This is a genomic window from Stenomitos rutilans (assembly GCF_059505485.1).
In genome coordinates this window covers 195,846-220,647 of the sequence record NZ_JCACKR010000116.1, presented here as the reverse complement: position 1 = coordinate 220,647, position 24,802 = coordinate 195,846, and the positions used below count along the sequence as shown (strand labels likewise).

Genomic DNA, 24,802 nt, shown 5'->3' with positions numbered 1-24,802 from the left:
GTCGCTTTTTTAGGGTGAGGGCTTACGCAAACCTCGGAGGTTTTTACGAGAATCTAGTATCGTAACCAAATGTAGTCACTTAAATCTCCGAGGTTTTGATTCAAAATGCAATCTGCTTTTGGCTTTCAGTCGCTTTAGTAGCTAAACCCATCTCTCTACACCTACTTAGCAGCAAACTCTGCCTCAGCAGCGCAGAGAGACAAAAAGCACTTTACACTTAGAAGCACTTAGTCATATTATCGTGTCACCTTAGGGTCAAGAATGGAAGACAGAGAGATTTTGAGCCTCGGCGATCGCAGTGTAAAGATTTCATTGGCTGCATTTTCGTCCTCAAGAAACCGTTCTCCCTCACCCTCAACAGGAGTCGCCAATGTCTTCGGTCGTGCCCTCAACCGAAAAGCCACCGAGTTTTTCTTTAGTGCTAGAGACCGAAAATTTAGCCAATGCTGATTTAGATGGTTTGGCGCAGTCTTTGGCATCGCTGGCACAGCAAGATCTTTCATTAACAGCGGCAAACGAAGTCTTGATTGTGGATAGTGGCAACACACCGACCCCATTGTTAACCGCCTTGTGCGATCGCTACCCCTGGCTGAAAGTACACCAGGCTCCCCCTGAAACTGGCTATTACAAAGCAAAAATGCTCGGAGCCGCGCTGGTGACTGGAGAAATTGTCGTCTACTGCGATTCAGATTGCACCTACGAATCACACTGGTTACGCTTGCTCCTACAGCCGTTTGCAGCAGCGCGTACAATCCAGATCGTGGCAGGCGAGACGACGACTCGTGGAGTTGGGTTCTACGGCACTGCGATGGCGCTAACGTATATTTTTCCGCAGTATTCGGGAGAGTCAGCCCTAGCTCCTGTGGCTCAGTATTTTTTGAATAATGTTGCGTTTCGGCGCGAGATTCTGCTGAAGCAGCCCATTCCAACGGCGCTACCGCTCTATCGTGGCAACTGCGTCATCCATGCCAAGGGGCTACAGCAACAAGGCTATACCATCTGGCGGCAACCGCAAGCAAGAGCGACCCATGCCCCGCCCAGCGACCTATCTCACTTTTTCTGGCGCTTTCTGCTGATTGGGCACGATTACTACTGGCAACAGCAGCTATCAATCCCATATCAGAAAAGCATCCCAACAGTGTCTACTGCAAGGGATCGCGATCCCACCACCAGCTTTAAGGGCAAGGTGGAGATCTTTTTCGATCGCATCCGCAAAATGGTGAAGTACGATCGCCGCCACTTGCTTTACTTTCCGTTTGCTGTACCAGTAGCAACCATCTCCGTCTTGCTAATTTTTGTTGGCTACCTCATCACAACCCGCCGTCCAGATTATTTGCTCAACACCTATAACCGCATTCTTGAAGGGCAGGAATAGAAGACGGGCAGGGGGAGCACAGGGGGCAAGGGAAGGTTTTGAGTTTTGAGTTTTGAATTTACAGTCAGAAGTTAAAAGAGGGTTGAGGTTAATTCTGACTCCTCTCACCTCCCTCATCCCTTGTCCCCTACCTTCTACTGCTGAATCGGTATCTTAACGCCGCCATCTAAGGCTGGAGGCTTGAAGAAATCGATCGGGTCAATGGTCGTCGTTCGCTTTGGCGTAGAGACTGAGAAGCGCTGGATAAGCGATTCGATCGAATTTTTAGGTGCAGGCGTAGTCGGTTGGGGGTTTGCTTGCATGGTGCCCAAAATGCTGTTGAGTTGGTCAGTCGTGTAGGGCTTTGCAGAACGACCAGCATCAACAGAAATTGGTTTAAGAGTGGCAGGCTGAGTCACCAATGGTGCGCTTTGCTTACTCGCAGGCTTTGCAGCATTAGGCGTTAAGGTTTGAGCATGAACGATCGTTCCCTGGGTGACGATCGTGGTGATTGTCAACAGCGCACCAACCAGCAAGTCTTTCATCAGCGTGGCTCCTTTATGTGCCTGAATTCTCTATGTGCCTGAATTTTATGTGCCTGAATGTCGTAACCCAAATCAAGTGTGCCCAAGCAATTTACGTAAACAACTCATCATTTTCTCAAAGATAATCCATTTAAGTGAGAGTGCGATGAGTCTGCTATGACACTCTGTCAGAACTTAGAGATGCTAGGTTGAGTGAACCATTTCTTTGCGATCGCTCTATGACTCTACCGCGCTTAAACGAGCTTTCCACGCCCGTAAACAGCACCAATCTAGCCGCAATTCTCTACGATTTGGATGGCACCTTAGTCAATACAGATCCGGTGCATTTTCAAGTCTGGCAAGCCATGTTACAAGCAGTTGGACTAGAGATTGATGAACCCTTCTATCAAACGAAAATCAGTGGACGGTTAAACCCGGCGATTGTGCAAGACCTGCTACCGCATCTGTCATCTACTGAACAGGAGCAATTTATTGCCCAAAAAGAAGCAAGTTTTCGGGAACAGGCTCCTCACCTTACACCGCTAGCAGGGCTGGGAGAGATACTTCAATGGGCAATCACACAGGGCATAAAGCAGGGCGTTGTAACCAATGCGCCAACTGAAAATGTTTATCACGTTCTGAAGGCACTGCATCTAGAAACGACTTTTGACCAGGTTGTCATTGCCGATGAGCTTGGTATTGGGAAGCCCGATCCGGCTCCCTATACTCATGCGCTCAAAATATTTAACCTGACACCAGAGCAGGCGATCGCCTTTGAGGATTCACCATCAGGGATTCGATCGGCTGTCAGCGCAGGTATTCCCACTGTCGGCATTGCCTCAACCCACAACCCTCAAACGCTTTACTCGTTGGGAGCTACACTAGTCGTCCCCAACTTTGCCGCCCCCAAACTGCGGCATTGGTTAGGCGTGACTGTGAACAGCCTCTAGACCGTTTCTACTGCCAAAGTAAAGGTCGTTTCTAAACTAGCACCTGGCGCTAGATGTATGAGCCGATCGCCCGTATTCATCGCATTGCGCCCGGCTGTCCAGGGTTCCAGGCAATAGAACGGTTTGCCCTTGACCGTCCAGAAGACCATGATAGAAAACTCATCATTTTGAGTCAGGGTTAGCCGCAAGTCTTGAGCACGATCAGTCACTCTGGCAGTTTGGCTGGATAGCTCGGTAAACGCTACGTCGATTTCGTCTTGCTCAAAGTCAAAAATTCCATTGAAGGGGCGTATGACTTTTGTGGGTTGGTCTAACAGGTGAGTGGCTGGAATATCCACCTCTAACTGTGTTTTGTCTAAAACTGAAAAATAAGGGTGAAAGCCAGCGCTGAACGGCATAGCCACATCCGAATGATTTTCATACTGTTGATGAACGATAAGTTTGTTGCCATCCAGCGTATAGGTAAAGAGAAGCCGAAAGTCAAAGGGATAAACGGCGCGAGTCTGGTCATTGCTGGTGAGCGAGAGAGTTAAGCTCCCGCGATCGTCCGTCGCCTGATCCACCACCTCCCAGGGCAACTCGCGGGCAAAGCCGTGCTGCTTCAGCGTATAGGACTGCCCGTTGTAAGTGTAGGTATTCTCTGGCAGATTGCCACAGATGGGAAACAGAATCGGTATGCCACCCCGCACCGTGAGCGTTGGATCAGTCAAACGCGCTTCGTCCAGGTAGAAAATCTCCTGTCCCTGCACACGCCAGCGAGTGACGATGCCGCCCCGCTCTGGAATAATTTGTAGCGATGTGTTGGTTGCCTGGTTTAAGAGCGTATACGTTTTGTACTGACCTTGTTCAACCGCGATCGCAAACATTCAGTTACCTCACCATGCCATCGCTGCCAATAATGACACATCGGGAATCAGGTCTGCACCCACCCGCTCTGAAGCGGCCCAGTCCGTTTTGCGCTTAGAATGCCCGTTCGGCGATGGCTGCACGTTTGCCTTCGAGTGAGAGACATTGATCGCTGCTGACGGTTGGCTACTAGTTGATGCAGAACTCAACATAGTGCCGCTTGGGCGAGCGGAATGCTCGGTTGGAGCACTATCGACAGGGGCCGCTTCCGGCTGAGTCGGTTCTGTGGCAGGAACCATTGAGTCGGACGAGGGACTCACGCCTTGGAGAGGTGTGTTGGGCTGAACGGCATCAAGGGGTGTCCGGCTAGGCGACGTGATGAATGAATCAGTCGGGTTGGCGAAGCCGGATTTCTTCTGTTTTTGAGAAGGCGTCGATCGCGTTCCCTCCTGGGCTTCAGGCACTGGGCTGGCAGACTCAGATGGCTGTGGCGCTATAGGCATCTCCGTTGGGCTGGTAGTGATGCTAGAAGGCTGAGTCGAGGGCTGCTCGGTAGGTGTAATGGCGGTCGTCGCTGACGCGGTGGGACGTGCATCCAAAGCGACGGGCGATCGCATCGGCTCCTGAAACCCACTGGAAAGATCAGCAATCTGGTTCAGAATTTGGGCGCTACGCTCGCTAGCGACTCTTGGCTGATAGCCTCGCACTTCCACTGGCACAAATTCCACTTTCATCTGCCTATCTTTAAGGGCAACCTTCAAAATCGCAGTGTCATAGTCACTGCGTGGGTTGCCACCAAAGATGAAATTGCCCATCGAGTAGGCGATCGGGCGACCTTTATAGATTTCAGCACCCTGCAAGACATGCGGGTGGTGCCCTACCACCACATCTGCGCCCTGGTCGATCGTATAGTGAGCTAGATTCACCTGCCAGTCTGCGGGGTGGGTCGCCAGTTCTTCGCCCCAGTGATAGTTCACAATCACCCAATCAACCTGACTACGAACCGCTTTAATATCTTCGGCAATCCGCTGTTCATCTGCATAATTCGTGCCTGCTCTATTTTCGCCAGCACTCTCAAAATCAGCTCCGTAATACCCAAAATAAGCAACTCGCTGACCTTTTACATCAATAATTTCGGGACGACGCGCTTCTTTCACGTCTCGCCCTGCGCCAACGCGCTCAATACCCGCTTTGTCCAGCGTTTCTAGTGTTTCCAATAGTCCTGGCTCCTGATAATCCATCGCATGGTTATTCGCCAGGTTCACTAAACTGATACCGCCGCTGGTCAACACTTTCACCGCATCTGGATTAGCTTTGAAGTTAAATTTTTTATCGGGAAGCGGGGTTGTTGCGCGTGTCATTGAATTTTCCAGGTTCACCATGCCCAGATCTGCTTTGCGATAGGCATCCATATTGGCGAAGGTGCGCTCATAGTCCTGCCCGATCGCGTCTGCAAAATGGTCGGATAGCGTGACATCACCCGCAAATGCCAGTGTCACCGTGGGGTCGTTGGGGTCAGGCACCTGATCGTGCTTGACTACTGGCACCGTTTCCAATGCGGCTTGAACTGTATCAGGGCGAAGCGAGGGACTGGGGCTAGGAGGCGCTTTGGGGAGTGAAGACGAGGCGATCGCATTTGTTTGCTCAGACGGTGCTTTCGAGAAGCCCAGCACACAGCCAAACACAAATGCAAAAATCGGTGGGCCGCTAATCAGCAATGAGCGCATGGTTTTAAGCTGCGATCGCTGCTGTGCGGCTTGACGCAACTGAGTGCGGAGTTGGTGCGATCGCTGCTTTCTGGCACGGCGCGCTGGCGAAATCACTCGCACACTTTGCTCCCAAAGCACGGCTTGCTCCTGCATGAGCTTGCCAGCAATACGAATGCCTTCAATTTGAGCAGAATTCAGCTTCCAGATGCGATGGCAGATAAAGCGGATCAACTGGCTACGGTCTGCTTCCGTCAGATTTTGCTGCGCTGATGATAGCGGCAGTTCAATCAGCACCTTTAAGCAACCCGGACGGATACCACCGACGTGTGCGCGGATACCGTGCGGCATCAACACATCGTTTAGCCAATGTGCGATCGCTTGAAAGTTTCCTGCCCGCGCCAGTTCCACCAGCGATGGATGGCGCAAATTATCTGTATAGACCATGAATCTCCAACCTCACTCTCAGCCGCATCACACCTCGGCTAACGGCAGTTTGTCCCTATCTTGCCCAAACAACCGTAACCATTAGTTCATTAATACTCTATAATCTTCAGTTTTCAGCACATCATTACCGTCAAATCGCCTAAATCTTAAGGATTTCCTAGTCTGCAAGCGGTACAGACCACTCAAAATTCTTGTTTCAGCAGAAAGTAGGCTTCGATTGATCAACCAGAGCCGCGCTGCACTTGCTAGATGAGATGGCTGGTTTTGCCCAAGAGGACGATCGCTCAATGCCAGCACTGGGTAACGCGATCTTCCGCAAAAGCGGTTAGTTGTAGAAGGACGAAGCGATCAGCAGTAGGGTTTAACCGTCCAGCGCAAGCCAACATCTCACACAAGACTAAGTTGCCTTCTTCGTCGTACCATGCCACACTACCTAAAGAACTGTAATTCGATTGATTTACAGTAGTATTAAAGAATACGAGTTCTCAAGGCCGCTGCGTAGTGGTCAACCGCTAACAGGAGTAGAGACAATGGTGCAGGCAAGACCCCGTAATGGCACGCCTCTTGAGCTAAGGTTAAACCACGCAAAACGGATTCAACCTCACGGCTTAACAGGCATTGGGCAGACGTGTGTATTCAGCCTCAAATGGGCCTGGTGGCATACACGATCCTACTTGCCGATCGTCATTGTGCTTCTGCTGTCGTTAGGAAGTTTGCTCGTGCTACAAATCCACTGGTTGCATCGGCGGCTCGTCTACCTGCCTGCAAGAGAAAAAGCCGTCCTGAAAGATGTGGGTTGAGGGCGCATTACTAGGTCATGGCGCAACCAGTCGATTGCTATGGTGAGTCTATTTGCTGTGTAGAAGCTGCGCTGGCCTAGCTTTAAGCGGTTGGCTTTTACAGCCGTTTTCGCACAGGTAAACCGCAGATTGTAGAGTGGGCATCACCTACCGACATTGCAGTGCGGCGTTTTGAAAAATTGTGAGCACTGCCCACTCTACTGAGAATTGCTGTCAGTCCAGGCTGGTCACTTTAGCCTGCTTTCGTCTAGCGATCGACTGACCGCTCAAACCGTCACATAAGTTCTACACAGGATTGAGGATTGCTACTAGAAGCGCCTGCGCTCGACTACTTTAAAGATGCTTTTGCTGGACAAACCTGTACAAGCGGGGTTTGCGCATAGTCTTCTAGCTTTACAGATTGTAAGAGCCGTGTCCAACTTGCCATAACGCTCTGATCTTGAGGCTTGGTACACCGCGCCTGCGCTAGCGTGGCGATCGCATCCTGCCAGATGCCGTTACTGGCGTAGATTGTGGCTCGCTCAGACAAAGGGGCCTTTTTCAGTTGGCTTGCTACAGCAGCAGCAGGCTTTGTCCGTTGCACCACACCTTCTACAAATGGGTTGATCGACGGCTGGCTCGGATCGCACAAAATGGACAACTGCCAGTAGAAGTCCTTGCCAACCGTTAACACAGAGGCGGTGACACTGGCGGGGACCGTGACGCTGATGATGCCGGGTGTTTCTGATAAACCCACGGTGGTTTTGTACAGAGTGCGATCGTTCTCATCTAGCAGCGCAAACTCGGCAGACTGCGCGGCTGTTTTAGGCACGTACCAAAAGAACGATGGACTGCTCGATACCGTAGTGCTGAAGCTATCGGTCGGGGTCAGCGGCATCAACAATTTGGGGCCACGCAGACAGGTACCGCGTGTGCCAGCCCCTTCTCGCCGTCCAGGAATGCCACGTTTAGGTGGCTGGTACTCCTGGGCGATCGCAAACAGTGGTGCGCTACAAATAGCGAAACCAAGGAACCCAGACAGGCAGGCAGTTAGCAGTTTGCAATATTGACTTTTTTTAGACATAGGGTAATTAAATCTAACTCATACGAATCAAGTTGCTGATGGAAAGGCACCACTAGCGAGACATGTTTCTAAAGCCTGCTCACTTAACTACTCGTCAGAAACCCTACCTTACGGATAGGATCTTGTGAAAGTGCTGCCGACAGATAGACATCTATTACTCTGTGGAATGCCGTTACCGTTTCAATGTTCCCTTCGACAAACAATTTTCAAACGGCTATGGCATGCGATCAACCATGCTAGTGGTGAAGTTCTTGCCTCTAGCTTATTTGAGTAGCGAGACAGTGCCTTGCTAGAACTCAAAGCACGGCTAGAATCGTTTGACCTTATGCCGTTCTACACCGTTGAGGACCTCAAGCCGAAAGCAGAGGTTTGATGCTGATGATGACTGCATTGCTCGGCTTCGCGTGACACGTGAAGAAGTTCAAGCATCAGAAAGTCGAGGAGTAGCAGATTAGATCTGCACAAAAATCGTCCTTCAATCTGCTGCATTTCCATGATTCAATCGAGCTTGTCCAAAGGTGCAGAGATCTAGGATGGAACAACGATCGCAGGCTGGGTTTTGGTAGTAGCAGCAGCGCTGTCCATGTAGCATCATCACTTCATGATAGTATAATTGAAGGCTAGACTTTGCCCTACGATTGGCGGGCCCACGGAGTTAATTTGTCAATGACAAACCAAGACGATCGAGACAGAGCCGATAGAGCGATTGCGCTTATGCGGGAAGCTGGCCTAGATCCTGCGCTAGGTGTAAGTGTGTCGATCGTTGTTCAGACATTACGGTACTGGGCGGAAGGTCAGCTTAACGATGTGGAATTTATGAGAGCGATGCGGAATTTAGCGATTATTAACCCAGCGCTTGCCCTCAGCTAAACTCGATCGCTGGAAACCCGCAATTTTGTAGCGTCGTGAGGAACCGATCGCGCTGTTTCTGGGTGTACTGAGACTGAATTGCCTGAACTGCAAACGTGAAATCGGCAAAGCGGTTTTCATCCGTCTGAGCGGTGTTTGCAAACGAGTGCGTAATCAGCGTGAGGGCGGCGTTGTTAGCAAAAGCGACTCCGAACAAATCCGTACCTCTGAGCGCATTCTCCAAATCAACCCAACGATAGTCGAGCACTGTTTCAGACGTGGGTGCAATAAACGCACCGTCTGTATGTGTCCAACCAATTTCGCAAGGCTGATCAAGCAAGATCGGCACAGCTTTGCCTGGATACGCTTGTTCCAGAAAAGTAGCATCAGCCACAATCTTGTTCACTACCAAGCCAGTGTCGTCTAAAATTGCCCAATCAGATGCCATAATCACCCCCAGTCAGAAGAAAACTATACGGGCAAAACCTGCGCCACCAGCACCACCTCCACCAGAGGCATTGCCGTTGAGCGAAGCGCCGCCACCGCCGCCGCCACCGCCACGTGCACCAGACCCCCCGGCACCTCCTGTCCCTGACGAACCGCCGCCGCCCCCCGCGCCTCCTCCTCCTCCCCACGTATTGTTAATCACGCTGCCAGCACCACCATTACCCCCGGAGGTGCCACTGGTGCCAGCCGTGCCGCCTGTTGTAGTACCATGTGCCGCCCGCGACCCAACCGTCCCGGCTCCGCCTGCTTGAGCAACATTACTGGCGTTGACACCGCCGCCGCCGCCGCCGCTACCAGGTGCATAGGCGTGTGAAGACCCATTTTGCCCTGCCGATGTCGCATTACCTGTGCCGCCTCCACCACCAATCCATTGAGCCGAGGTTGAGTTTAAGGCTGCTCCCGGTGTACCTGTGCTGGTGGTGCCGCCTGTGCCTCCGTTGCCCCCAGGCGCTTGCCCGATCGTAGTGCCACTAATACTGAGGCTAGTCGTGCCGCCTGTGCCTCCGTTACCTCCGTTAGCGGTATCAGAAGCAGCCGCGTTACCAGCCGTACCAGCAGCCCCGATCGTCACTGTCATAGTAAGACCTAGCGCTAGTAGGTCTACGGCATTAACGATCGTGTCTATGACGCTGCCTGCCGCCCCCCCGCCGCCTCCTGCCTTTGCCGTACTGGTGGCGTCACGTCTACCACCACCACCACCACCACCACCGCCTGTGAGTAGTTCTCTTATTAGTTTGAAGTTGTTATTCGGGAAATTGAAAGACCCCGAACTAGTAAATTCAAAAATGCAAGGAGAGCTTTTAACGACCGTCCAATTCGATGTTCCGTCGCTTTCCAAAATAACTGAACTGCTAGCGTTGTTGATTAAAGCTGGCAGCGAAGTGAGTTCATTAATTGTGTCGCTACCAGCCGCACTGATTGACAGACTGTTTGTGGTGGTGACGCTACCCGCTTCGTCAATCACCAATAACTGAAAACCTGCAATAACAGCATTGGCAGCAGGCAAGGTGACTGTCCGTGCAGCGCTCATTGTGCCCGTCTGAGCCGCGATCGTCGTACCAGCAGTAACTGTGTAGTTCGCGTCAGAAAAAGTTGATCGCACCGTACCCGCATTCAAGACAACCGTCTGCGCTGCTGTGGGATTGCCTCCACGCGGGTGAATGTACCCAAAGGTCGTGATGATTGTATTGCTGGCAGTAGCGCTAGCCCGTCCACGAATTTGGGCCGAAGTGTTGCAGTAGATGTACTCGATCGGGGCAGCCGTAGTATACAAGTAAGCCCCAACCATAAAAGCCCCAGTGTTGCCGGATTGCGTGCTGGAATCAGGTGCAATATCCACGCAGTCGGGATCAGAGAAATAGTAGAAAGTGTAGCCAGACGATGCTTGCGTGCCTAGATGCGCTTTGCAGAGTGGCCTGACTTTGATACCAGTGACTACCGACAGCGTATAGAGAGAGGCTGTCGTACCAATAACGGCTGTAATATCTGTGACTGGCGTGAGGTATTGCACTAAGCCGCCGTTCTGTTTGATTGGGCGAATACTGCTGCTCTGTGTCGTGATCGACATGTGCAGCCGCAGATCCCAAACGTTGCTAGAACCGTCTGTAAACGTCGATTGGGTTGCAGACGTATGAAACCCGTGATCAACTGTCCCGTCACTACGCCGCCGCATAATATAGCAATGCAGCGTTGTGGATGCTGGGAACGATGAACCTGTCAGCAAGCCGCCTGCGTTAGTGCCGATCGCCCAGGCTGCGTTGAGGCGCTTGGTAAACGCGGCTGGTGTGACCACGTAGCGCACACCTTGCACGTCAACAATCGCCTTGCCGCTGGTAAGGTCGAGATACTGTGTGTTGCTGCCGTTGACCGAGCATTCACAGCCCTCGACCAACAGGAATTGAGCATCTGTTGTCAGTACGCTCTTACCTCCTGGCCCCCCGATCTTAAGATCGGCTTCGGTTGTGCTTGCTAAGTCAATGTGTCGAGCCAAAGTCGCGGCCTCTAGCTAGGAATAGCGTAATCAACCTCAATGCGTGCCGCTCCAGCAGAAGCACTGTTTGCCGCATAGGTGGCAATCAAGTTCTCAGAAGAACCATTGGCTGTGCGTCCGGGGTAAACTTCAAAAATTGTCTGAGCTGTTGCGGTCAAATCAACTTGAGTGCTGCTCATATATTTTGAGGTCGTACCCGTAATGCCAACTGACAAGGATGGCGTACCGCCAGTGAAAGGAGTGTCAATAATCACCCGCACAGCTTCAACCACCGCGTTGGCAGGCAGTGTAAACAGTGTCAAGGGCGAAGTTGTACCGAAGGCGAGAGAGGTCGTGTCTGTAGTTAGCTGATTGCTTGCGCCACTGGTTGATGCAAGCTCTAGCTCTAGCACCCCTGCTGCGGTGCCTGCTTTTTGTCGTAAGAAAAAGCCGTCTGTCCCTTTAGCGGGTGGAGCGTAGAGAGTCACAGCAGCCGTTGCCGCTGGATTACGCCCGATCGTCAAAGCCCAGTCCGTCCCTGTGCTAGCAGCATCAGAGTTGATAACGATCGCATCGCCTGAATTATTCAACTGAGAGGCCGTGACCGCAGCGTCAGCCGAATCAGCAGGGTTGCGAACAAGCAAATTACCGGATGAGTTTTTGAGCGTCACTCCTCCGATCGCAATTTGAAATTTTGACAGACTAGTAGCAATAACATCAAGGACTTTAGACATTTAGACCTCTAGAAGAACATAGCCAGCGCCTTGAGTTGCCCCTGCGCCAGGAGTGATTGTGAACAAAAGCTGCGTAGCACTGGTATACCCGTAACCTGGATTCGTTTCGTACTCAGCCGCAAACGCTGGGTTGTTTTGAGCGGCATTCATGAGACGATCTGATTGAACAGCGTCACCTAATCGCAAAGCAGCACCAATACCGTTAAATGGAGTTGTAATCACGATCGCTGCTGTGAATACAAAACCTGTGATCGAAGTGACGACGATCGGTGAAGCATCTCCGTAAGCAAACGGCATTTTTAACAGTCCACTACTACCCGGATCGCCTTTTGGCCCCTGAATGCCGATCGGGTCAATTTCTAAAACCAGGACTCCATCAATCGTTACCTCCAGTTGCGGGCTATCGACTTCCACGTCTAAGATCGTCAAAACTACCTCCCAATCACTTGCATGAGAGACGGGGCAATGATCTCGATCGCATCCACCGCATCATTAGGCGGCATTGCCAGAATGCTGTACGTCCAGAAATGTTTGCCAAGCTTGTAAAGGCCTTTTGCTACCTGATTGTCGATCGTAGTGCTATCGAGCGGTACAGGCAGTTTGTGGCTATTGGGTGGGACAGGTAGGTAGCGATCGTCTCCTGTTGCTGTTGGCTTCACCACTGCTGGCAATCTGACGGTGAAGTAGCTACCCATCACAGGAGAGCCATTAGCCACAACAGGCACTCCGTCTTTTACCTTTTGTTGATAGAACGGTGCTGAGCATGTGAAAGTGGCTAGAACGATGCCATTCACATCTGCTTTAATCGGGCCAATGACGGTGTAACCTGTCAGATCGCCGCTGCCTGCTACCGCTGGGTTCTCTGGGTAGAAGAAACGCATGCCGTCGCTCAGTGGCATTAAGCCGAAATTGGCTCCTTGCTTTAGGGCGAGGCAGCCAAGCTCAGAATTAATCAGGTGTAGCGTTTGGCAAGACACAAACTTTAGGCCTCAAACGACAAAGCCAACAGTAGGAAGCGATCGACGTAACCTCAAAAACTCCTGACCGTAGATGGTCAACATCAGCAGTTCATCACCTGTGCTGCCAATGCCCGTAACAGGGCTAAAACTGGCAGAATTGGAACCTTGAGACGTGCTAAGTGAAGTCATCTGACCAGAAGCAAAACCAGGCAGAACGGCATCTTCACCCGCTTGGCTAGCTAGAGTCAGCCGATGTGCGACCAGCAATTTAACCGCTCTGATTCTAGTAGTGGGATTGCGCCACACAGAAGGGGCGCAGTCAGCGATCGCGTCGTACAGGTAAACCTGAACCAAACCCTCGTCAAGCGTTCCAAAGGATTCATACCGAGGGTCGTTGCTAAAGTCATCGTAGGTGACAATCAAGGTTGCGTCTGTCCTTTTGCCCGATTGGTTGGTTTGGGTGGTTCGGTTGGCTGTAGTCGTTCAATTTGTGCCGCGATCGCAGTTTGCACACCCTGACGTAAATCAGTGTCACGCCAGCGCTCCAAATCGTAAAGGCTAGAAGTTGCTTGCACTTGCTTGACCGCCGGAATTAATTGACTAGGCAGATCAGGCTCGATCGTGCCAGTTGTCAAATTCAGCACTTTGACAATATTGCTGTCTTGAAGTTCTTGCCAAGTTTGAGCAAAGAACGGGTTTTCTAACATCGAAGCGATCGCTTCTTCACTGATCAGATTATGACCAGGATCAACATCCATGCCGGGTTGCAAACCAACTGGGCCTAATGTTAGAGGCGATACCCATCCCCATTTAGGATGGCGCGCATAGAATTCAACTGCTGGCATAGGTTTTGTCGCTATTGAAGAATGGTGAGCAAACAGGAGGCAGGGTAAGGTAAGCGCACCCCAGCAAAACGTTCATGGCACTTCACCGAGAAAGTGGCACCATCGGAAAATACGGGCAGTTGTTCAAAGTCGCTAGGCACTAACAAGTTGCAGTGCATGTCATCACGCACGTAAGAAAACATAATGTCTTGCCCGTTAGGGCCAGCCCCAGAGCATTCGTTACACCAGTCAAAAACAACACCTGGAAAGACTTTTTCCAGATACTCCATTAACGTCCTGTCGTTGTAACTACCAAGTCGCGTGACTGACAGAAACGTCCAGACTTTTAATGGAACAAGAATCATGTTGACCCTTTCCACACCACGCGACGTGACTAGGACACCATTGATGGCAGTATTAAAAACACTGACCACTTGATCAACCGTGACAGCAAGCGTTCCACCTAGTGCTAGCGGATAGGCAGCGTAAGTGATTGGTACTGATGGATTGTTGAAAGCGCCATAAACATTTGCATTGGCATCGCCAAAATAAGCCAGCGAGTTTTCAAGCTCAGTGATTGCCATTTGAGCCGCGTTCGCTTCTAGCTGTTCAAGCGGTGTATTGGCTTGTGCGGCGGAACGAATCTCCTGAAAGTCGTAACCGTAGGAGTCACCTAAAGAGACTACTTTGTTAGAGACTTCTCTTGCCAGCACGTTTACACGCGGAAAGTCGGTACTCCAGTTGGTGACAATTTTGGCTTTGCCACGCCGATCTATAGCGCGGTAGGTAATGGTTTTGATGCCGTTTCCACCCTCAAACGAAACCGGAAAATGTACCCGTGCGCGTTGTTCGGCGTATTTCACCTGATACAGTTGGGGGACGATATACTCCAACTGACGGGCAAAGAACAAACCTTCGCCAGCGTCTAAGTGAGAAACACTTGCAGCCGCGATAGCGGTGCGTTGAATATTTTCTTTAGTGTCCAGTCGCAGCCCAAAACTAGCAACTGGCGGTCTATCAAGAATCGCTGCGGTCATTAAGGTTAACCTCCTAAATTAAAGTTGGACGAGGGCGGTTAACCCTGCGACTGCTTGATCACTGATGTAAGTGGCACCTGTTAGCGCGGTGCCGCTCCCGGTGGTTGTTAACTGCCCGGTGGAGTTAGAAACACCCGGCACCGTACCGGATGTGACTGCTGCTAAAACAGGCACCCAGATGCGAATGCCAGATCCCACAGGTGCATAAGGCACAGCTTCGTTTGGTAGCCAACCACCTTGAGCGGTATTGCTATAGGGATAAACAAATTCAGCCGCTTTTGCCTCGATCGCAATCCCTACAATCGTCAAATTGGAGGCTGTAGTGATGGGGGAGCAAGTGCCACCGGTTAACTGTGACTGGTTGACTTGTGCCTGCCCGTATTGCCCCAAAGCATAGCCGTAGTAAATGATGCCGTTGGCCGCATAGTTTGTTACAGCGGGAGAGGCTGTAATGGAGTTACCACTGCCTGAAGCTGTGCCCGCGATCGACGTAACCGGGTTGCTGTTGCTGGGAATGACAGTGGTGGTGATCACTCCGCCCGTTTGCGTCAGCGACAGAAAATCATTCAGCACATCGTCGTTGTTGACCAGACTCACTAAGTTATTGGCAACAATATTGAGGTCGTCGCCAGCCAGTGCGTTGTAAGTTTTGATGATATTCACCGCATTACCATTAGGTGCCGTACCGATCACTTGATAGGTATAAGCGCCAGCATTGGCACCTTTCACGACTGTCATCGTGCCAACGGTTTGTTTGGCAGCAACAGGAGCATTAATGAGCGTAAAACGGTTGCCTTTTTCAACTGCCCAAGAATCGTACAAACTACCTGGATAGCCTGCTTGTGGCAGTTGCGTATAGATAGACTGAACCATTAGTTATGCGCTCCTTGGGTAGTAATTTTTTCACGACCAACGCGATAGCTACGCACTTGGCCTTGAGTGCGGAAATCAAGCGCTGCTAGTCGAGGATCAGCGCTGTCCAGCCGTGCCAGTTCAGGAATACTGAGCGGTGTTGCATCTATCCTTGCTGCTGGTGTAGGCAAGGTTTGATACAAAAGGCCATTTAATTGGCTGCTACTGTCCTGGCGCTTAGGTGAAAACCGTTTCATGGCAGCATAGGCACCCGCGATCGCCTCTGCTGAGTCCAACTTGAACTCGGTGTCAAGGGTGCTAAGTGCAGCGCTCTGAATGGTCGCAGGAGTGCTCGTGGCATCTAATTTGAAGCCAGCAGGTAAGTATGGCTCAGCATCAGCATATGCCTCAAACATGCTGTCAAGACGAGCCTGCACTTCAGCCTCGATCGCCTCAGCGTCGGCGTGTTCAGTAGCCTCTTCAGCATCAGTGCGCCCAACGATCGCTTGCAAGACTGCGATTTCGCCATCTTTGGTTTCTATTTCAGCGGCGAGTGAGTCGAGACGATCGGCTAACTCTGCTATTGCAGAGTCCTTTTTTGCCATTTTCTTTTTTAGCCAGAGCGGCATTTTCTTGCCACTGGGCATATCATCATCGTCATCATTCATATCTTCGTCTTCGTCTTCGTCTTCGTCATACTCGTCATCGCTGTCATAGTATTGGCTTGACATAGTGCTATCCTCGTCATTGTTATCATCTAAAAAATTTTTAGAAGCTTCATTGCTTTGTTTTACTTGCAGTGAATATTCAATTGCGTCAGCCAATTCAGGCATTACGTCATAGGTTTTGATGCTGCCTGGAAGTGTAATGGTTGTCATGCTGGCATCCTGTAAGTTGAAGCTCGTTTACCTTTTCCAGACGCTGCTTTTGCTCTAAAAGCGCCGCCTTCATTTGGTAAACCTTGTGATTGAAGTCTTCTTTTTTCGGCTATACGCTTTTTCTGAGCTAGCTTTTTGCGTGATTTGTCAGAAGCCAAACTTTGTTCCATGCCTTCGTTTTTGAAATGCGATCTTATTTGCTCTCTGCTCTTCGCCTCTTCGGCAATTTCGCCCGTTGTATTTTGTGATTTGCCTCGCCGCATTCGCCTTGCCAGAGTCTTTGCTGCGAGATGATCAGCTTCTTCTTTTCTTAAACCTTCTGTATAGGGCGAAGAAACGCGAGAGTAGGCACTAGAAAGAACGTTTTCAGAAACCCTAGCAGCAAGGCTACCTTTTGCTGCCATCATGCTTTTATCAATTGCTTTGCCTGCTACTTTTTCGTAGTCTGGGTCAAAAGTTGATTTTTTCTGAGCTAATTTATTTAACTTTTGCCCTTCCCGTTTCGCATGAGTTTTGGGGTTGCAGTTTCGATTTTGTGGAATGTAATATCCGCCTGGACATTGCTTTCCTTTGCCTGTCGCCTTATCAAAGCGCCACAGTGTATCGTCACTATCAACGCGATATTCAGCATCGTCAGCATCAAAGACTAATTCCATTTCTGCTGCGTCAACATGGCAGCCACAATCATCTAAACCGAGTCGCTTAATTTCCATGTACAGTTCACGAGGCACCATAAACGGCGCTTTACCGTCGGGTGTTGCCAGTTCGATCTGGAACATTTGAGGCATGGGCGCATCCTTGCGAGTAGCTGTTAAAGGTTGTTCTGGTTCCACGCTGTCTACTTGCCACGCAATATCAGTCGTGTCAGCGGAGTCAAATTTGAAAGCTTTAATCTTTGCGCCAATCGCTCTGTTATTCACGCAGACTGCCATGTGGTCTTTGTCAATCGGCTCGTCTTGCATAGCATCAAAATGCTGTCCATGCCATTCGCCAGCATCATGTTTTACGGCTGTTTCGTAACCGACACTCACGCCGTCTTTACGCCCAAGGCGAATATCGTCTTGTGTCTCTGGATCGAAAACGTCAAAAGTAACTTGGACACGTCCGTCGTCAAAGACATGCACCTTGTTCTGAGTTCTACCTACTTGATACTTTTTCAATAGGTCAGCATCATTTCGCAGCAAGCAAGGTGGATGTTCATTTGTTACGGGTAAGTTTGCTAGTTGAGCAACTAAAGGTACACCATTGCTATCTGTTCGTCGCAGAAACTCACGCGATACCAACTCACGACGAGTAGATCCATCGGCATTACGATAGGTCAATATCCCCGGCGTGCGCGCGATCGCCGTGACCGTCATCACCCCGTCTTTCGAGTCGAAGTGATCGATTGTCGCTAATTGGTTGAACCGAATGGCGGTAGCCGAAGGCATAATAAGGGCATTAGGTCAATATCTTGTTTTACCCTTGCTAAGATTGAGCGACGCGGAAGTGTCCGAAAATACTACACCTGTTACGCCTCAGCAGCTTTTTGCTAGTAAATTTAGGCAGCAAGTTGAGCGATCGCCTTACAACATTAGTCAGCTTGCTGACATGATTGGGCTACCGCGATCGTCCGTTTACGCAATCATGAATGCGGGGCGCAAAGTCGATCCGCCAGAGTTGAGAGAGTGGTTAAAGGTGTTTGGTTGTGACTTTAAGGATTTAGTTGGCTAATGGCTGAAAGTAAATACACGCCAGAAGTTGAAGCAATTTTATTGGACACTATTAGACGAACTGGTAGTCTTAAGACCGCCTGGAAAGCTGCCAAGATTACAAAGTCAACTTATTATTTTTGGCTGCATACCGTTACCCCCCTAGTCCAGAAAGTACAGTTAGCATTGAACGATTATCGTTGCCATGTTGATCCTGAAATCATTGAACAGGCACTCAAGCAGCGAGATAGCTACCTTTATGGCAGAGCCAAACAGACCAACATCTACGAAATTGAAAAAACTGAGGCACTTACAGATAAGGATGGCGTAGAAACAGGCGATGCCAAAGTGACGATCGAGAAAAAAAAGGTCGTTAGCTCAGTGCCTACACCGCAATGGGTGATTGAAAGTGTCATTGGCAAACGACTACCTCTGTCAGACGCGTTGGCAACATTTGCAGCTTATGGGTACAAAGTGAAACCACTGCCCAACGGATTTTTGATTACTGACAGTTATGAAGGTGACGGTGATGAGCCTAGCGCTACTACCGAAGCATAGCGATCGCAGGCTTAAGTCAACCACGCAAAAGCTGATTGATGATAGCGTTACAGCATCGACGAAAGAATCGACTGTTGCAAGGCATTTAAGGGAAACGGCACAAAAGCTGATTGCGGTAGGGGCGTTCGTGTCTCTGTGGGCAATCTTTGCGCCCATGACCCAGATTCAGACCTCTGGTACGGTCAAACCGTTTGCACCATACGACTACCAGATTGACCTGATCCAATCAATCGAGCAAAGTCAGAACACAGTCATTTGCAAGTCACGGCAGATGGGTGTTTCAGAAACCATCTGCTGCTATTTGTTGATGCGAGCGCTCACAGAACCAGGGTTTAGTGCCGTAGTGTTCAGCAAGACTCAAGGTGATTCGTCTGAATTGGGCAGACGGATTCGAGACATGGCAATCTCTCTTGGTTCGCTTTGCCCAGTACTAACTAGCGAAAGTGCAACCAAACTTGCCTTTAAGGGTCTGGGACGCATTCATTTCCTACCTGTTACCGCCCGCGCTGCTCGTGGTATCCCATCTGTTTCGGTCATTCTCTTTGACGAAGCTGCGTTTATCGACGGTATTGACGGGGTATACCAGGCAGCCATGCCGACACTATCAATGTTGGGCGATCGCGGCAAGGTGATTTTTAACAGTACGCCGAACGGACGTACAGGGCTATTCTACCGTTTGATTATGGCTGGTGTCGGCGAAGCCAAACGCGTCAATGAAACCTTGACAGCTATTCGTCAGCCTGCCAACAACATTGTGCCGTTTCAGCGGGGGCAAAATCCTAATACCCGCTCGTGGGAGCACAAGAAATGGGCCAAAGTTTTCTTGCATTGGCGATCGCATCCGCTGTATGGTGCTGATCCTGAGTGGGCAGAAAAAACGCGCCTTGAACGCCAGTTAACTACACAAGCTTGGGATCAAGAATACGAGCTTCAGTTCAGCGAAGGGCAGAAGAATGTTTTCAACCTTGAGTTGATTGAGAAAGCTACGATTGGGCGCTTGCAAGCACCGCAGAAAGGACGACGTTATCTGGCAGGGATTGATCCCAACTTTGGCGGTGCCGACTTTTTCCGTTGTCAAGTATGGGATGTGACACGCACGCCATACTCATTGGCAGCAGAATATGGTGCCAGTCGCAAGACTAAAGATTACAGTATTTCTCAATCGCTTTTGCTGCTAGAACAATATAAACCGGGCGTGGTCAGTGTTGAAACCAACTCAGGCGGTACACTCATCCTAGAAGATCTGAGTCAGCTCAAAGCGGCCTGGAACTGGCAAGGTGTCTGCACCACTAATACATCCAAGTTGATCAACACCGATCGCCTCATTTTGCTTTTAGAGCGCGAACAGTTACAGTTCCCGGCAGACAGCGCGATTGCTCAAGAGATGCCGCATTTTATTGAAACTATCAAAGGGGCTTCGCGGTTGCGTCAAGCTGAATCAGGGATGCATGATGATGCGGTAATGGCGGCGGCGATCGCCTTTGCTAGTCTTGATCAAATGCCATCTAACGTTAATTGGATGAAGTCGCTCGTCTAGACTTGCAGGTTGCACCGTTTTGTGCCTTGCAAGGCATGATGTAAGCAGCGGCACTCCAGCAAAGCGCAATGTCTTCTGAAACTCCAACGTTCGATATCCGTTTAGATTCCCTGTTGCAAGTCTTCAGCGGTTTGCAGAATCCCTACACAGGCATGGGGAACCCGTATGTCGATCCAACGCAGCATACCTACATTCAACCTGGTCTGAGTCGTCTTTCAAGGCAAGAGCAATCAGCGCTAGTCCGTCAGTCAGGGCTGCTCAAAAAGCTGACTACAAACTTGCCCAAAGCTGCCACTTGGCGGTGGGGTAGACCGACACTGGCAAACGGTGACGCTAAGCTGCTCCAGTCGATCGCCGATGCTGTCAACAATATTCCAGTTGTCACACCCTTGCAACGGCTTGGCAGAACCAAAAAGGGGTATCAGATCGCGGGTGAGCTTGCTCTACAAACTGGCAATAGTGGTTTAGTGCTCGATGTTGATGATGGCCGCAAACTGGATGAGCCGCTAGATCGCGAACACATCAAGCGCATCAATAAAATGGCGCTGCTCTCACGTCATGCGCTTAGACCAGACATTTCCACACTGAGTAGTGGGTTGCCGGAGCACTACATTGTGTTGAATACTTACAACATGAAAGGTTATGCCAACGGGCAACGCATTCACAGGAGTCGTGTGCATTGGTTTCGGGGTGTGCCGATTCTTGACGACTACGACCTCATTGCCAATAATGGCTGCGATGATTCGATTCTTGAATTGGTGCGTGATGCGTGGTTCATGTATCAACCTGCTGTACAAGCGGCGGGGCGTATGCTCACCGATTTTGATGTGCCTGTCCGTAAGGTGAAAGACCTGGCGCAGAACTTAGCAGATCGCGGTGACGAGTACAAAGCCGAACTGCTGACTCGCTTGCAGGTTGATCAGATCAGTCGTAGCAATTACCGGACTCAGGTGATTGATATGGATAACGAGGCGTTGGACAACTGGACGCGGCAAGTGACAGGTATGAGTGACTTGCATGATCGCGTCAAGGAAAATCTTTTGGCGAGCATTGACCTGCCACCCGCGATCGCCTTTGGGGAGTTTGCCAGTGGCTTAAACTCGACCGGGCAATCGACCACTGAGAACCAACTGTGGAACGAGACAACAACGCAGTTCCAGGTTGATAAATATGACGACAGCATTCAAGACTTGCAGCAGTTAGTCTGCCTTTGCAAGTCAGGACCCACAAATGGAGACTTGCCTGATGGTTTGGGGTGGGAATGGTTACCTCCTTATCCACCGTCGCCAGCGGAACAGGCTGACTTAGAACTAAAGCGGGCACAGTTGATTCAGGATTTAAATGGTGTTGACCCACGCTTTGGCAAGGTGGCGATCGCGGCTACCTATGGACAGAAAGAGTACAGCAGTGCCATCACCCTGCCCAAGCCATACGCTGAGGCATTGCAACGTGACATCAAGGAAGAAGCCAAACCACAACCAACTGAGCCAGACGTAAGTGCTTTACAAGGTGGCGATCAGCCTGCGGACGGAGCGACTGCGGATGAAGATCAGGCACTGGGGCAAGATGAACAGGCGCAGCAAGACCAGTCGATCGCGGACGATATTTTGAGCGATCGCGCTCTTCTCGACTCTGCTGACTCATTTCATTTGGATGATGCCACTCCTGTCAAACGCATTATCGATTGGCAGGGCTTGAAACTAGGGCTGCAATATCAGCCCTTCGATATCCGGCATGGGAAGGTGTTGCCTGTGGCATACGGGCATATTCAAAAGACTCGCGGTGCGGATGGCATGGCGTGTGATTGCTATGTCGGCACCGACCTGGAAAGCAATCGGGTCTTTGAAGTCACTCAACTCATTGATGGGCAATTTGATGAGCACAAATACATGCTGGGCTTTGACAGCCTGGATACTGCTCGCGAGACGTTCCTCAAGGTGATGCCTGCCGATATGTTCGGTGGCATTAAGGCGATAAGTTTAGCTGACTTAGAGCGGTACAGGCTTGATGCTGTTGACTCACCAATCGACACCGCCTATGCCAAATACCACGGCGCTGTGAACATGAGTGCCAGTGAGTTTCTGGCATGGTCTAAAACACGTTGGAGCAAACTGGCAAGTGTCGATCGCGCACCTATCCAACGCAACCTGAGACTGTTGCAGAAGCCTAAAGCACAGTGGACGCAGGCAGATGCCACACAAGCGCTCAGAACGGTGTCGTTTATTGCTCGCATGCGTGGTGCAGGTAAGGGTGAGCCTGTTAGTGCCGACGCGCCCGTGTGGATGACTAAACGCCTAATTAGCCTCAGAAATTGGGCTTACGACCCCCGCAAATTTGCTAAACAAGATTCTGATGTGCGTCTGGATGCCACTCGTCAGGAGCTTTTAGCCAAAGCCAAAGCCAAGAATGAAGGGCTGGAGAAAGGCAAGAAGTTTAACACCTTTGGCAAGTCTAATGTTGCGATCGCAGAGTTCGTTGGTGAAGGCGCTGCCACTCCTGCTACCCCAAAGACTGCTACTAAAGCTAAGGGTGGGACTAAAGGCGGCAAATATCAGACCAGCAAGACATCCTCTGCTATTGCTACCGCGATCGCCAAAAAGACCGGGGCTGACCCTGAGTCTATTGAGAAAGACCTGCGCGGCAAGATTCAGAAGGCGATCGACAAGACGCGCCGTGAAGCCAAAAAAGCAGGCAAGGAACCGACTGCCAAAGAGCTACGAGCAGCAGCACGGGCTGTGGTGAAGGTGGAGGCGAGGAGCGCGATCGCTGCTGCTAGAGGTGAGGATAAGCCCGCTGTAACTTCAGCCAAGGCTGAGAAAGCATCTGCCAAGGCTAAGACCGAAAAAGCTGAGAAGAAGACGCGATCTGTTAAGCCTAAAACACCCGCGACTGTGGCTGAAAAACCAACGGCAGAGAAGAAACCGAAGCGGCAGGCAAAAGCAAAAACGAAAGCAAAAGCCACAGAAGAACCAAAAAACAGAACTGCTGACTTAGCTCTAACTAAAAAAGATTTGGTTAATTTTGAAGAGCTTAAACAATTAGGCACAATCGGCGAAAATAAACACAGTATTTTTGAGGACGATCGAGGTCAGAAGTATGTTGCAAAAGTTGCCAGCGCTATGACTGGTTATATTCCTTATGACAACACATCAGAGATGATTGCACAAAAGGTAATGCAAGCAGCCGGAATTAATACAGCAAAGATCAAAATAGAAGATCCAGAAATAGCAGACAAGGACGATCGCTACCCTAGAATATTGAGCCAATTTGTGTCGGGAGTGTCGCTGGGGGAGGTTCAGAAATTTACACAACCCGATAGTCTTATGCTTTCTAGCAAGGATGCGCTTAAAAATGCTATCAGCCATCCAGATTTAGCCAGGATACACGCTTTTGATGTTTTTTCGTTTAATGGCGATCGTCATGATGGAAATATTTTTTACGATCAGAAAACAGATTCCTATCACGCTATTGATAATGAAGGTGCTTTCTACAAGTCTCCTTACTCGCCCTATCGAGATTACGAACGTGAGGCTATTGAAAAAAGTTTTGATTCTGTTTTGTCAAACAAAAAGTTGACACATAGTGAGAAAGAAAATTTACACCTTTTTGTAGAAACACTGCGCGGGCTTGCTGATATGAATAAAGCCGAATTTGCCAAGAGTGCTATAGCATCACAAGACAAACTTATACCTTCTTCGGATGAAAAACAGAGACAAGAGTTTACTCCAGAAAGGCAGAATTCTATTAGAGACAGCTTCGGGTACGCTAAAGAATTGCTAGAAAAGCTAGTAAAGGCAGGCTTTTAATGACTAAATTTATTTACTTGCTTGACGACAAAAAAATTGGCAGTATTGAAGTTGTTAAGAATACAATCATAAACAAGACAGGCAATATTCGACACCCACAACCAAAGCTATCAAATTCAGACTGTTATGAAGAATTTTTGAAAAGGGTTGTTAACAGTACAGGTAATATTCAGTCTTTGTTTCAATCCAAAACGGGACTTGTAGAGAAAAAATCTAATCTATAGAAAACGAAACCCCTGCTATTCGGCAGGGGTTTCGCCTTTCAGAAAGCAATACAACTATTGAGCGGGCGTAGCAGGTACAACTGGTGGCGCTACGGGGTCAGGCTCGACCACAGGTGCTACAGGTGCGGGCGTAGCAGTTGCAGGAGCATCACCACCAATCTGCTGACTCAATTGAGCGATTTCAGCCGTCAACTGAGCATCTTCTTGGGCTTTGGCATCAGCCGCCGCTTGCAACTCAGCCGCCTTAGCATTGGCAGCATCGATCGCCTCTTCATCAGCCTTATCATCTGCCAGTGCTTCAGCCAACTGCTTCTGCACGTCAGCTAGTTGCTGTGATTGGTCAGTAGACTGGTTGAGCTTGTCGATTAGCTCTAGCACTTTGGGCTTGAATGCCTCGAAATCAGAGAGAGTGGACATAATTCTATCTTCCATTTTTGAGAGAGCAGTGACGATTAATGGCAGCAAACGCACCTTGGACAAGATTTCTGCCAGGTCTTCAGGGATTTGCGCGATCGTCTTTAAGAGAGTATCGAGGTTCATCAGTCTGTCCAGGATGGACAGTTCCATTTTGCCCTAGAACAAGCGATCGCGTTGATCTTTTTACCGCTTTGTGCATCTTGCTTGGTGTTGAGTGGCGAAATGCTAGAATAAGTAAAAGCCCCGCGCTCTTTCTGGGGAGTCAGAGCC

Annotated in this window: 24 protein-coding genes; 8 read left to right on the top strand and 16 right to left on the bottom strand. The window is 50.1% G+C overall.

Translation table 11 applies throughout. From position 1 onward, the window contains the following. Positions 1–370: 370 nt before the first annotated feature. Positions 371–1,375: a glycosyltransferase family 2 protein gene (locus AC5JLP_RS24815; RefSeq protein ID WP_496070510.1), complete on the top strand. Its 1,005-nt coding sequence runs from the start codon at positions 371–373 to the stop codon at positions 1,373–1,375. A gap of 134 nt (positions 1,376–1,509) precedes the next feature. On the opposite strand, the gene AC5JLP_RS24810 is transcribed toward AC5JLP_RS24815, so the two are convergent. Next, complete coding sequence (locus AC5JLP_RS24810) at positions 1,510–1,899, bottom strand: hypothetical protein (protein WP_496070509.1); 390 nt, start codon at positions 1,897–1,899, stop codon at positions 1,510–1,512. Between the two features lie 188 nt (positions 1,900–2,087). Between AC5JLP_RS24810 and AC5JLP_RS24805 the strand changes: the two genes are divergently transcribed. Beyond that, a complete protein-coding gene (locus AC5JLP_RS24805) occupies positions 2,088–2,828 on the top strand; it encodes an HAD family hydrolase (RefSeq protein WP_496070508.1) in 741 nt (246 codons plus the stop codon). Here AC5JLP_RS24805 and AC5JLP_RS24800 read toward each other — a convergent pair. Beyond that, entirely contained in the window at positions 2,825–3,694 is an 870-nt protein-coding gene (locus AC5JLP_RS24800; RefSeq protein WP_496070507.1) for an aldose epimerase family protein, read from the bottom strand. The two genes, AC5JLP_RS24805 and AC5JLP_RS24800, sit on opposite strands and share 4 nt — an antisense overlap. 9 nt (positions 3,695–3,703) lie before the next feature. After that, the gene (locus tag AC5JLP_RS24795) at positions 3,704–5,827 is read right to left on the bottom strand and encodes a CapA family protein (protein ID WP_496070506.1); all 2,124 of its coding nucleotides are present in this window, start codon (positions 5,825–5,827) and stop codon (positions 3,704–3,706) included. Between the two features lie 530 nt (positions 5,828–6,357). Here AC5JLP_RS24795 and AC5JLP_RS24790 point away from each other — a divergent pair. Continuing rightward, the gene (locus AC5JLP_RS24790) at positions 6,358–6,627 is read left to right on the top strand and encodes a hypothetical protein (RefSeq protein ID WP_496070505.1); all 270 of its coding nucleotides are present in this window, start codon (positions 6,358–6,360) and stop codon (positions 6,625–6,627) included. A 328-nt stretch (positions 6,628–6,955) separates the two neighbouring features. Here AC5JLP_RS24790 and AC5JLP_RS24785 read toward each other — a convergent pair whose 3' ends face one another. Further along, positions 6,956–7,690 (bottom strand): DUF928 domain-containing protein, encoded by a 735-nt coding sequence (locus tag AC5JLP_RS24785; RefSeq protein ID WP_496070504.1) that lies wholly within the window; start codon positions 7,688–7,690, stop codon positions 6,956–6,958. Positions 7,691–8,356: 666 nt separating this feature from the next. Here AC5JLP_RS24785 and AC5JLP_RS24780 point away from each other — a divergent pair. After that, positions 8,357–8,560 carry a hypothetical protein gene (locus AC5JLP_RS24780; protein WP_496070503.1) on the top strand — a complete coding sequence of 68 codons (204 nt, stop codon included), beginning with the start codon at positions 8,357–8,359 and terminating at the stop codon, positions 8,558–8,560. Here the strand turns inward: AC5JLP_RS24780 and AC5JLP_RS24775 are convergent. Genes AC5JLP_RS24775 through AC5JLP_RS24725 form a run of 11 tightly spaced genes read right to left on the bottom strand, consistent with a single transcriptional unit; the run spans position 8,553 to position 17,729 of the window. Continuing rightward, positions 8,553–8,987: a hypothetical protein gene (locus AC5JLP_RS24775; RefSeq protein WP_496070502.1), complete on the bottom strand. Its 435-nt coding sequence runs from the start codon at positions 8,985–8,987 to the stop codon at positions 8,553–8,555. The two genes, AC5JLP_RS24780 and AC5JLP_RS24775, sit on opposite strands and share 8 nt — an antisense overlap. A gap of 12 nt (positions 8,988–8,999) precedes the next feature. Next, entirely contained in the window at positions 9,000–11,036 is a 2,037-nt protein-coding gene (locus AC5JLP_RS24770; protein WP_496070501.1) for a hypothetical protein, read from the bottom strand. A gap of 11 nt (positions 11,037–11,047) precedes the next feature. After that, the gene (locus tag AC5JLP_RS24765; RefSeq protein WP_496070500.1) at positions 11,048–11,749 is read right to left on the bottom strand and encodes a hypothetical protein; all 702 of its coding nucleotides are present in this window, start codon (positions 11,747–11,749) and stop codon (positions 11,048–11,050) included. Then, a complete protein-coding gene (locus AC5JLP_RS24760; protein WP_496070499.1) occupies positions 11,750–12,178 on the bottom strand; it encodes a hypothetical protein in 429 nt (142 codons plus the stop codon). A gap of 2 nt (positions 12,179–12,180) precedes the next feature. Further along, positions 12,181–12,726, bottom strand: a complete 546-nt coding sequence (locus tag AC5JLP_RS24755; RefSeq protein WP_496070498.1) for a hypothetical protein — start codon at positions 12,724–12,726, stop codon at positions 12,181–12,183. A 12-nt stretch (positions 12,727–12,738) separates the two neighbouring features. Then, positions 12,739–13,131: a DUF4054 domain-containing protein gene (locus AC5JLP_RS24750; RefSeq protein WP_496070497.1), complete on the bottom strand. Its 393-nt coding sequence runs from the start codon at positions 13,129–13,131 to the stop codon at positions 12,739–12,741. Beyond that, positions 13,128–13,553, bottom strand: a complete 426-nt coding sequence (locus AC5JLP_RS24745; RefSeq protein WP_496070496.1) for an Asp23/Gls24 family envelope stress response protein — start codon at positions 13,551–13,553, stop codon at positions 13,128–13,130. Before AC5JLP_RS24745 ends, AC5JLP_RS24750 begins: the two co-directional genes overlap by 4 nt. A gap of 11 nt (positions 13,554–13,564) precedes the next feature. After that, positions 13,565–14,569, bottom strand: a complete 1,005-nt coding sequence (locus AC5JLP_RS24740; RefSeq protein ID WP_496070495.1) for a major capsid family protein — start codon at positions 14,567–14,569, stop codon at positions 13,565–13,567. A gap of 18 nt (positions 14,570–14,587) precedes the next feature. Beyond that, positions 14,588–15,442: a hypothetical protein gene (locus tag AC5JLP_RS24735; RefSeq protein WP_496070494.1), complete on the bottom strand. Its 855-nt coding sequence runs from the start codon at positions 15,440–15,442 to the stop codon at positions 14,588–14,590. Continuing rightward, positions 15,442–16,299, bottom strand: coding sequence for a hypothetical protein (locus tag AC5JLP_RS24730; RefSeq protein WP_496070493.1), 858 nt, complete (start codon positions 16,297–16,299; stop codon positions 15,442–15,444). The genes AC5JLP_RS24735 and AC5JLP_RS24730 overlap by 1 nt, the downstream gene beginning before the upstream one ends. Continuing rightward, on the bottom strand, positions 16,296–17,729 hold the full coding sequence (locus AC5JLP_RS24725; RefSeq protein WP_496070492.1) for a DUF2213 domain-containing protein: 1,434 nt from the start codon (positions 17,727–17,729) through the stop codon (positions 16,296–16,298). Before AC5JLP_RS24725 ends, AC5JLP_RS24730 begins: the two co-directional genes overlap by 4 nt. A 58-nt stretch (positions 17,730–17,787) precedes the next feature. On the opposite strand from AC5JLP_RS24725, the gene AC5JLP_RS24720 reads away from it, so the two are divergent. The 4 genes from AC5JLP_RS24720 to AC5JLP_RS24705 all read left to right on the top strand — a co-directional run bounded on the left by AC5JLP_RS24720 (position 17,788) and on the right by AC5JLP_RS24705 (position 23,891). Next, positions 17,788–18,012, top strand: coding sequence for a helix-turn-helix domain-containing protein (locus AC5JLP_RS24720; RefSeq protein ID WP_496070491.1), 225 nt, complete (start codon positions 17,788–17,790; stop codon positions 18,010–18,012). Further along, positions 18,012–18,548: a hypothetical protein gene (locus AC5JLP_RS24715; RefSeq protein WP_496070490.1), complete on the top strand. Its 537-nt coding sequence runs from the start codon at positions 18,012–18,014 to the stop codon at positions 18,546–18,548. The genes AC5JLP_RS24720 and AC5JLP_RS24715 overlap by 1 nt, the downstream gene beginning before the upstream one ends. Further along, positions 18,520–20,085 carry a terminase large subunit domain-containing protein gene (locus AC5JLP_RS24710; protein ID WP_496070489.1) on the top strand — a complete coding sequence of 522 codons (1,566 nt, stop codon included), beginning with the start codon at positions 18,520–18,522 and terminating at the stop codon, positions 20,083–20,085. Before AC5JLP_RS24715 ends, AC5JLP_RS24710 begins: the two co-directional genes overlap by 29 nt. Positions 20,086–20,153: 68 nt before the next feature. Continuing rightward, a complete protein-coding gene (locus AC5JLP_RS24705) occupies positions 20,154–23,891 on the top strand; it encodes an anti-CBASS protein Acb1 family protein (protein WP_496070488.1) in 3,738 nt (1,245 codons plus the stop codon). A 278-nt stretch (positions 23,892–24,169) separates the two neighbouring features. Here AC5JLP_RS24705 and AC5JLP_RS24700 read toward each other — a convergent pair whose 3' ends face one another. Next, positions 24,170–24,655, bottom strand: coding sequence for a hypothetical protein (locus tag AC5JLP_RS24700; RefSeq protein WP_496070487.1), 486 nt, complete (start codon positions 24,653–24,655; stop codon positions 24,170–24,172). Positions 24,656–24,802: the final 147 nt, after the last annotated feature.

Coding starts and splice junctions, on each gene's coding strand:
- AC5JLP_RS24815 (WP_496070510.1), top strand. CDS start 371: ATGTCTTCGGTCGTGCCCTCAACCGAAAAGCCACCGAGTTTTTCTTTA.
- AC5JLP_RS24810 (WP_496070509.1), bottom strand. CDS start 1,899: ATGAAAGACTTGCTGGTTGGTGCGCTGTTGACAATCACCACGATCGTC.
- AC5JLP_RS24800 (WP_496070507.1), bottom strand. CDS start 3,694: ATGTTTGCGATCGCGGTTGAACAAGGTCAGTACAAAACGTATACGCTC.
- AC5JLP_RS24795 (WP_496070506.1), bottom strand. CDS start 5,827: ATGGTCTATACAGATAATTTGCGCCATCCATCGCTGGTGGAACTGGCG.
- AC5JLP_RS24790 (WP_496070505.1), top strand. CDS start 6,358: ATGGTGCAGGCAAGACCCCGTAATGGCACGCCTCTTGAGCTAAGGTTA.
- AC5JLP_RS24785 (WP_496070504.1), bottom strand. CDS start 7,690: ATGTCTAAAAAAAGTCAATATTGCAAACTGCTAACTGCCTGCCTGTCT.
- AC5JLP_RS24780 (WP_496070503.1), top strand. CDS start 8,357: ATGACAAACCAAGACGATCGAGACAGAGCCGATAGAGCGATTGCGCTT.
- AC5JLP_RS24775 (WP_496070502.1), bottom strand. CDS start 8,987: ATGGCATCTGATTGGGCAATTTTAGACGACACTGGCTTGGTAGTGAAC.
- AC5JLP_RS24765 (WP_496070500.1), bottom strand. CDS start 11,749: ATGTCTAAAGTCCTTGATGTTATTGCTACTAGTCTGTCAAAATTTCAA.
- AC5JLP_RS24745 (WP_496070496.1), bottom strand. CDS start 13,553: ATGCCAGCAGTTGAATTCTATGCGCGCCATCCTAAATGGGGATGGGTA.
- AC5JLP_RS24740 (WP_496070495.1), bottom strand. CDS start 14,569: ATGACCGCAGCGATTCTTGATAGACCGCCAGTTGCTAGTTTTGGGCTG.
- AC5JLP_RS24735 (WP_496070494.1), bottom strand. CDS start 15,442: ATGGTTCAGTCTATCTATACGCAACTGCCACAAGCAGGCTATCCAGGT.
- AC5JLP_RS24730 (WP_496070493.1), bottom strand. CDS start 16,299: ATGACAACCATTACACTTCCAGGCAGCATCAAAACCTATGACGTAATG.
- AC5JLP_RS24725 (WP_496070492.1), bottom strand. CDS start 17,729: ATGCCTTCGGCTACCGCCATTCGGTTCAACCAATTAGCGACAATCGAT.
- AC5JLP_RS24715 (WP_496070490.1), top strand. CDS start 18,012: ATGGCTGAAAGTAAATACACGCCAGAAGTTGAAGCAATTTTATTGGAC.
- AC5JLP_RS24710 (WP_496070489.1), top strand. CDS start 18,520: ATGAGCCTAGCGCTACTACCGAAGCATAGCGATCGCAGGCTTAAGTCA.
- AC5JLP_RS24705 (WP_496070488.1), top strand. CDS start 20,154: ATGTCTTCTGAAACTCCAACGTTCGATATCCGTTTAGATTCCCTGTTG.
- AC5JLP_RS24700 (WP_496070487.1), bottom strand. CDS start 24,655: ATGAACCTCGATACTCTCTTAAAGACGATCGCGCAAATCCCTGAAGAC.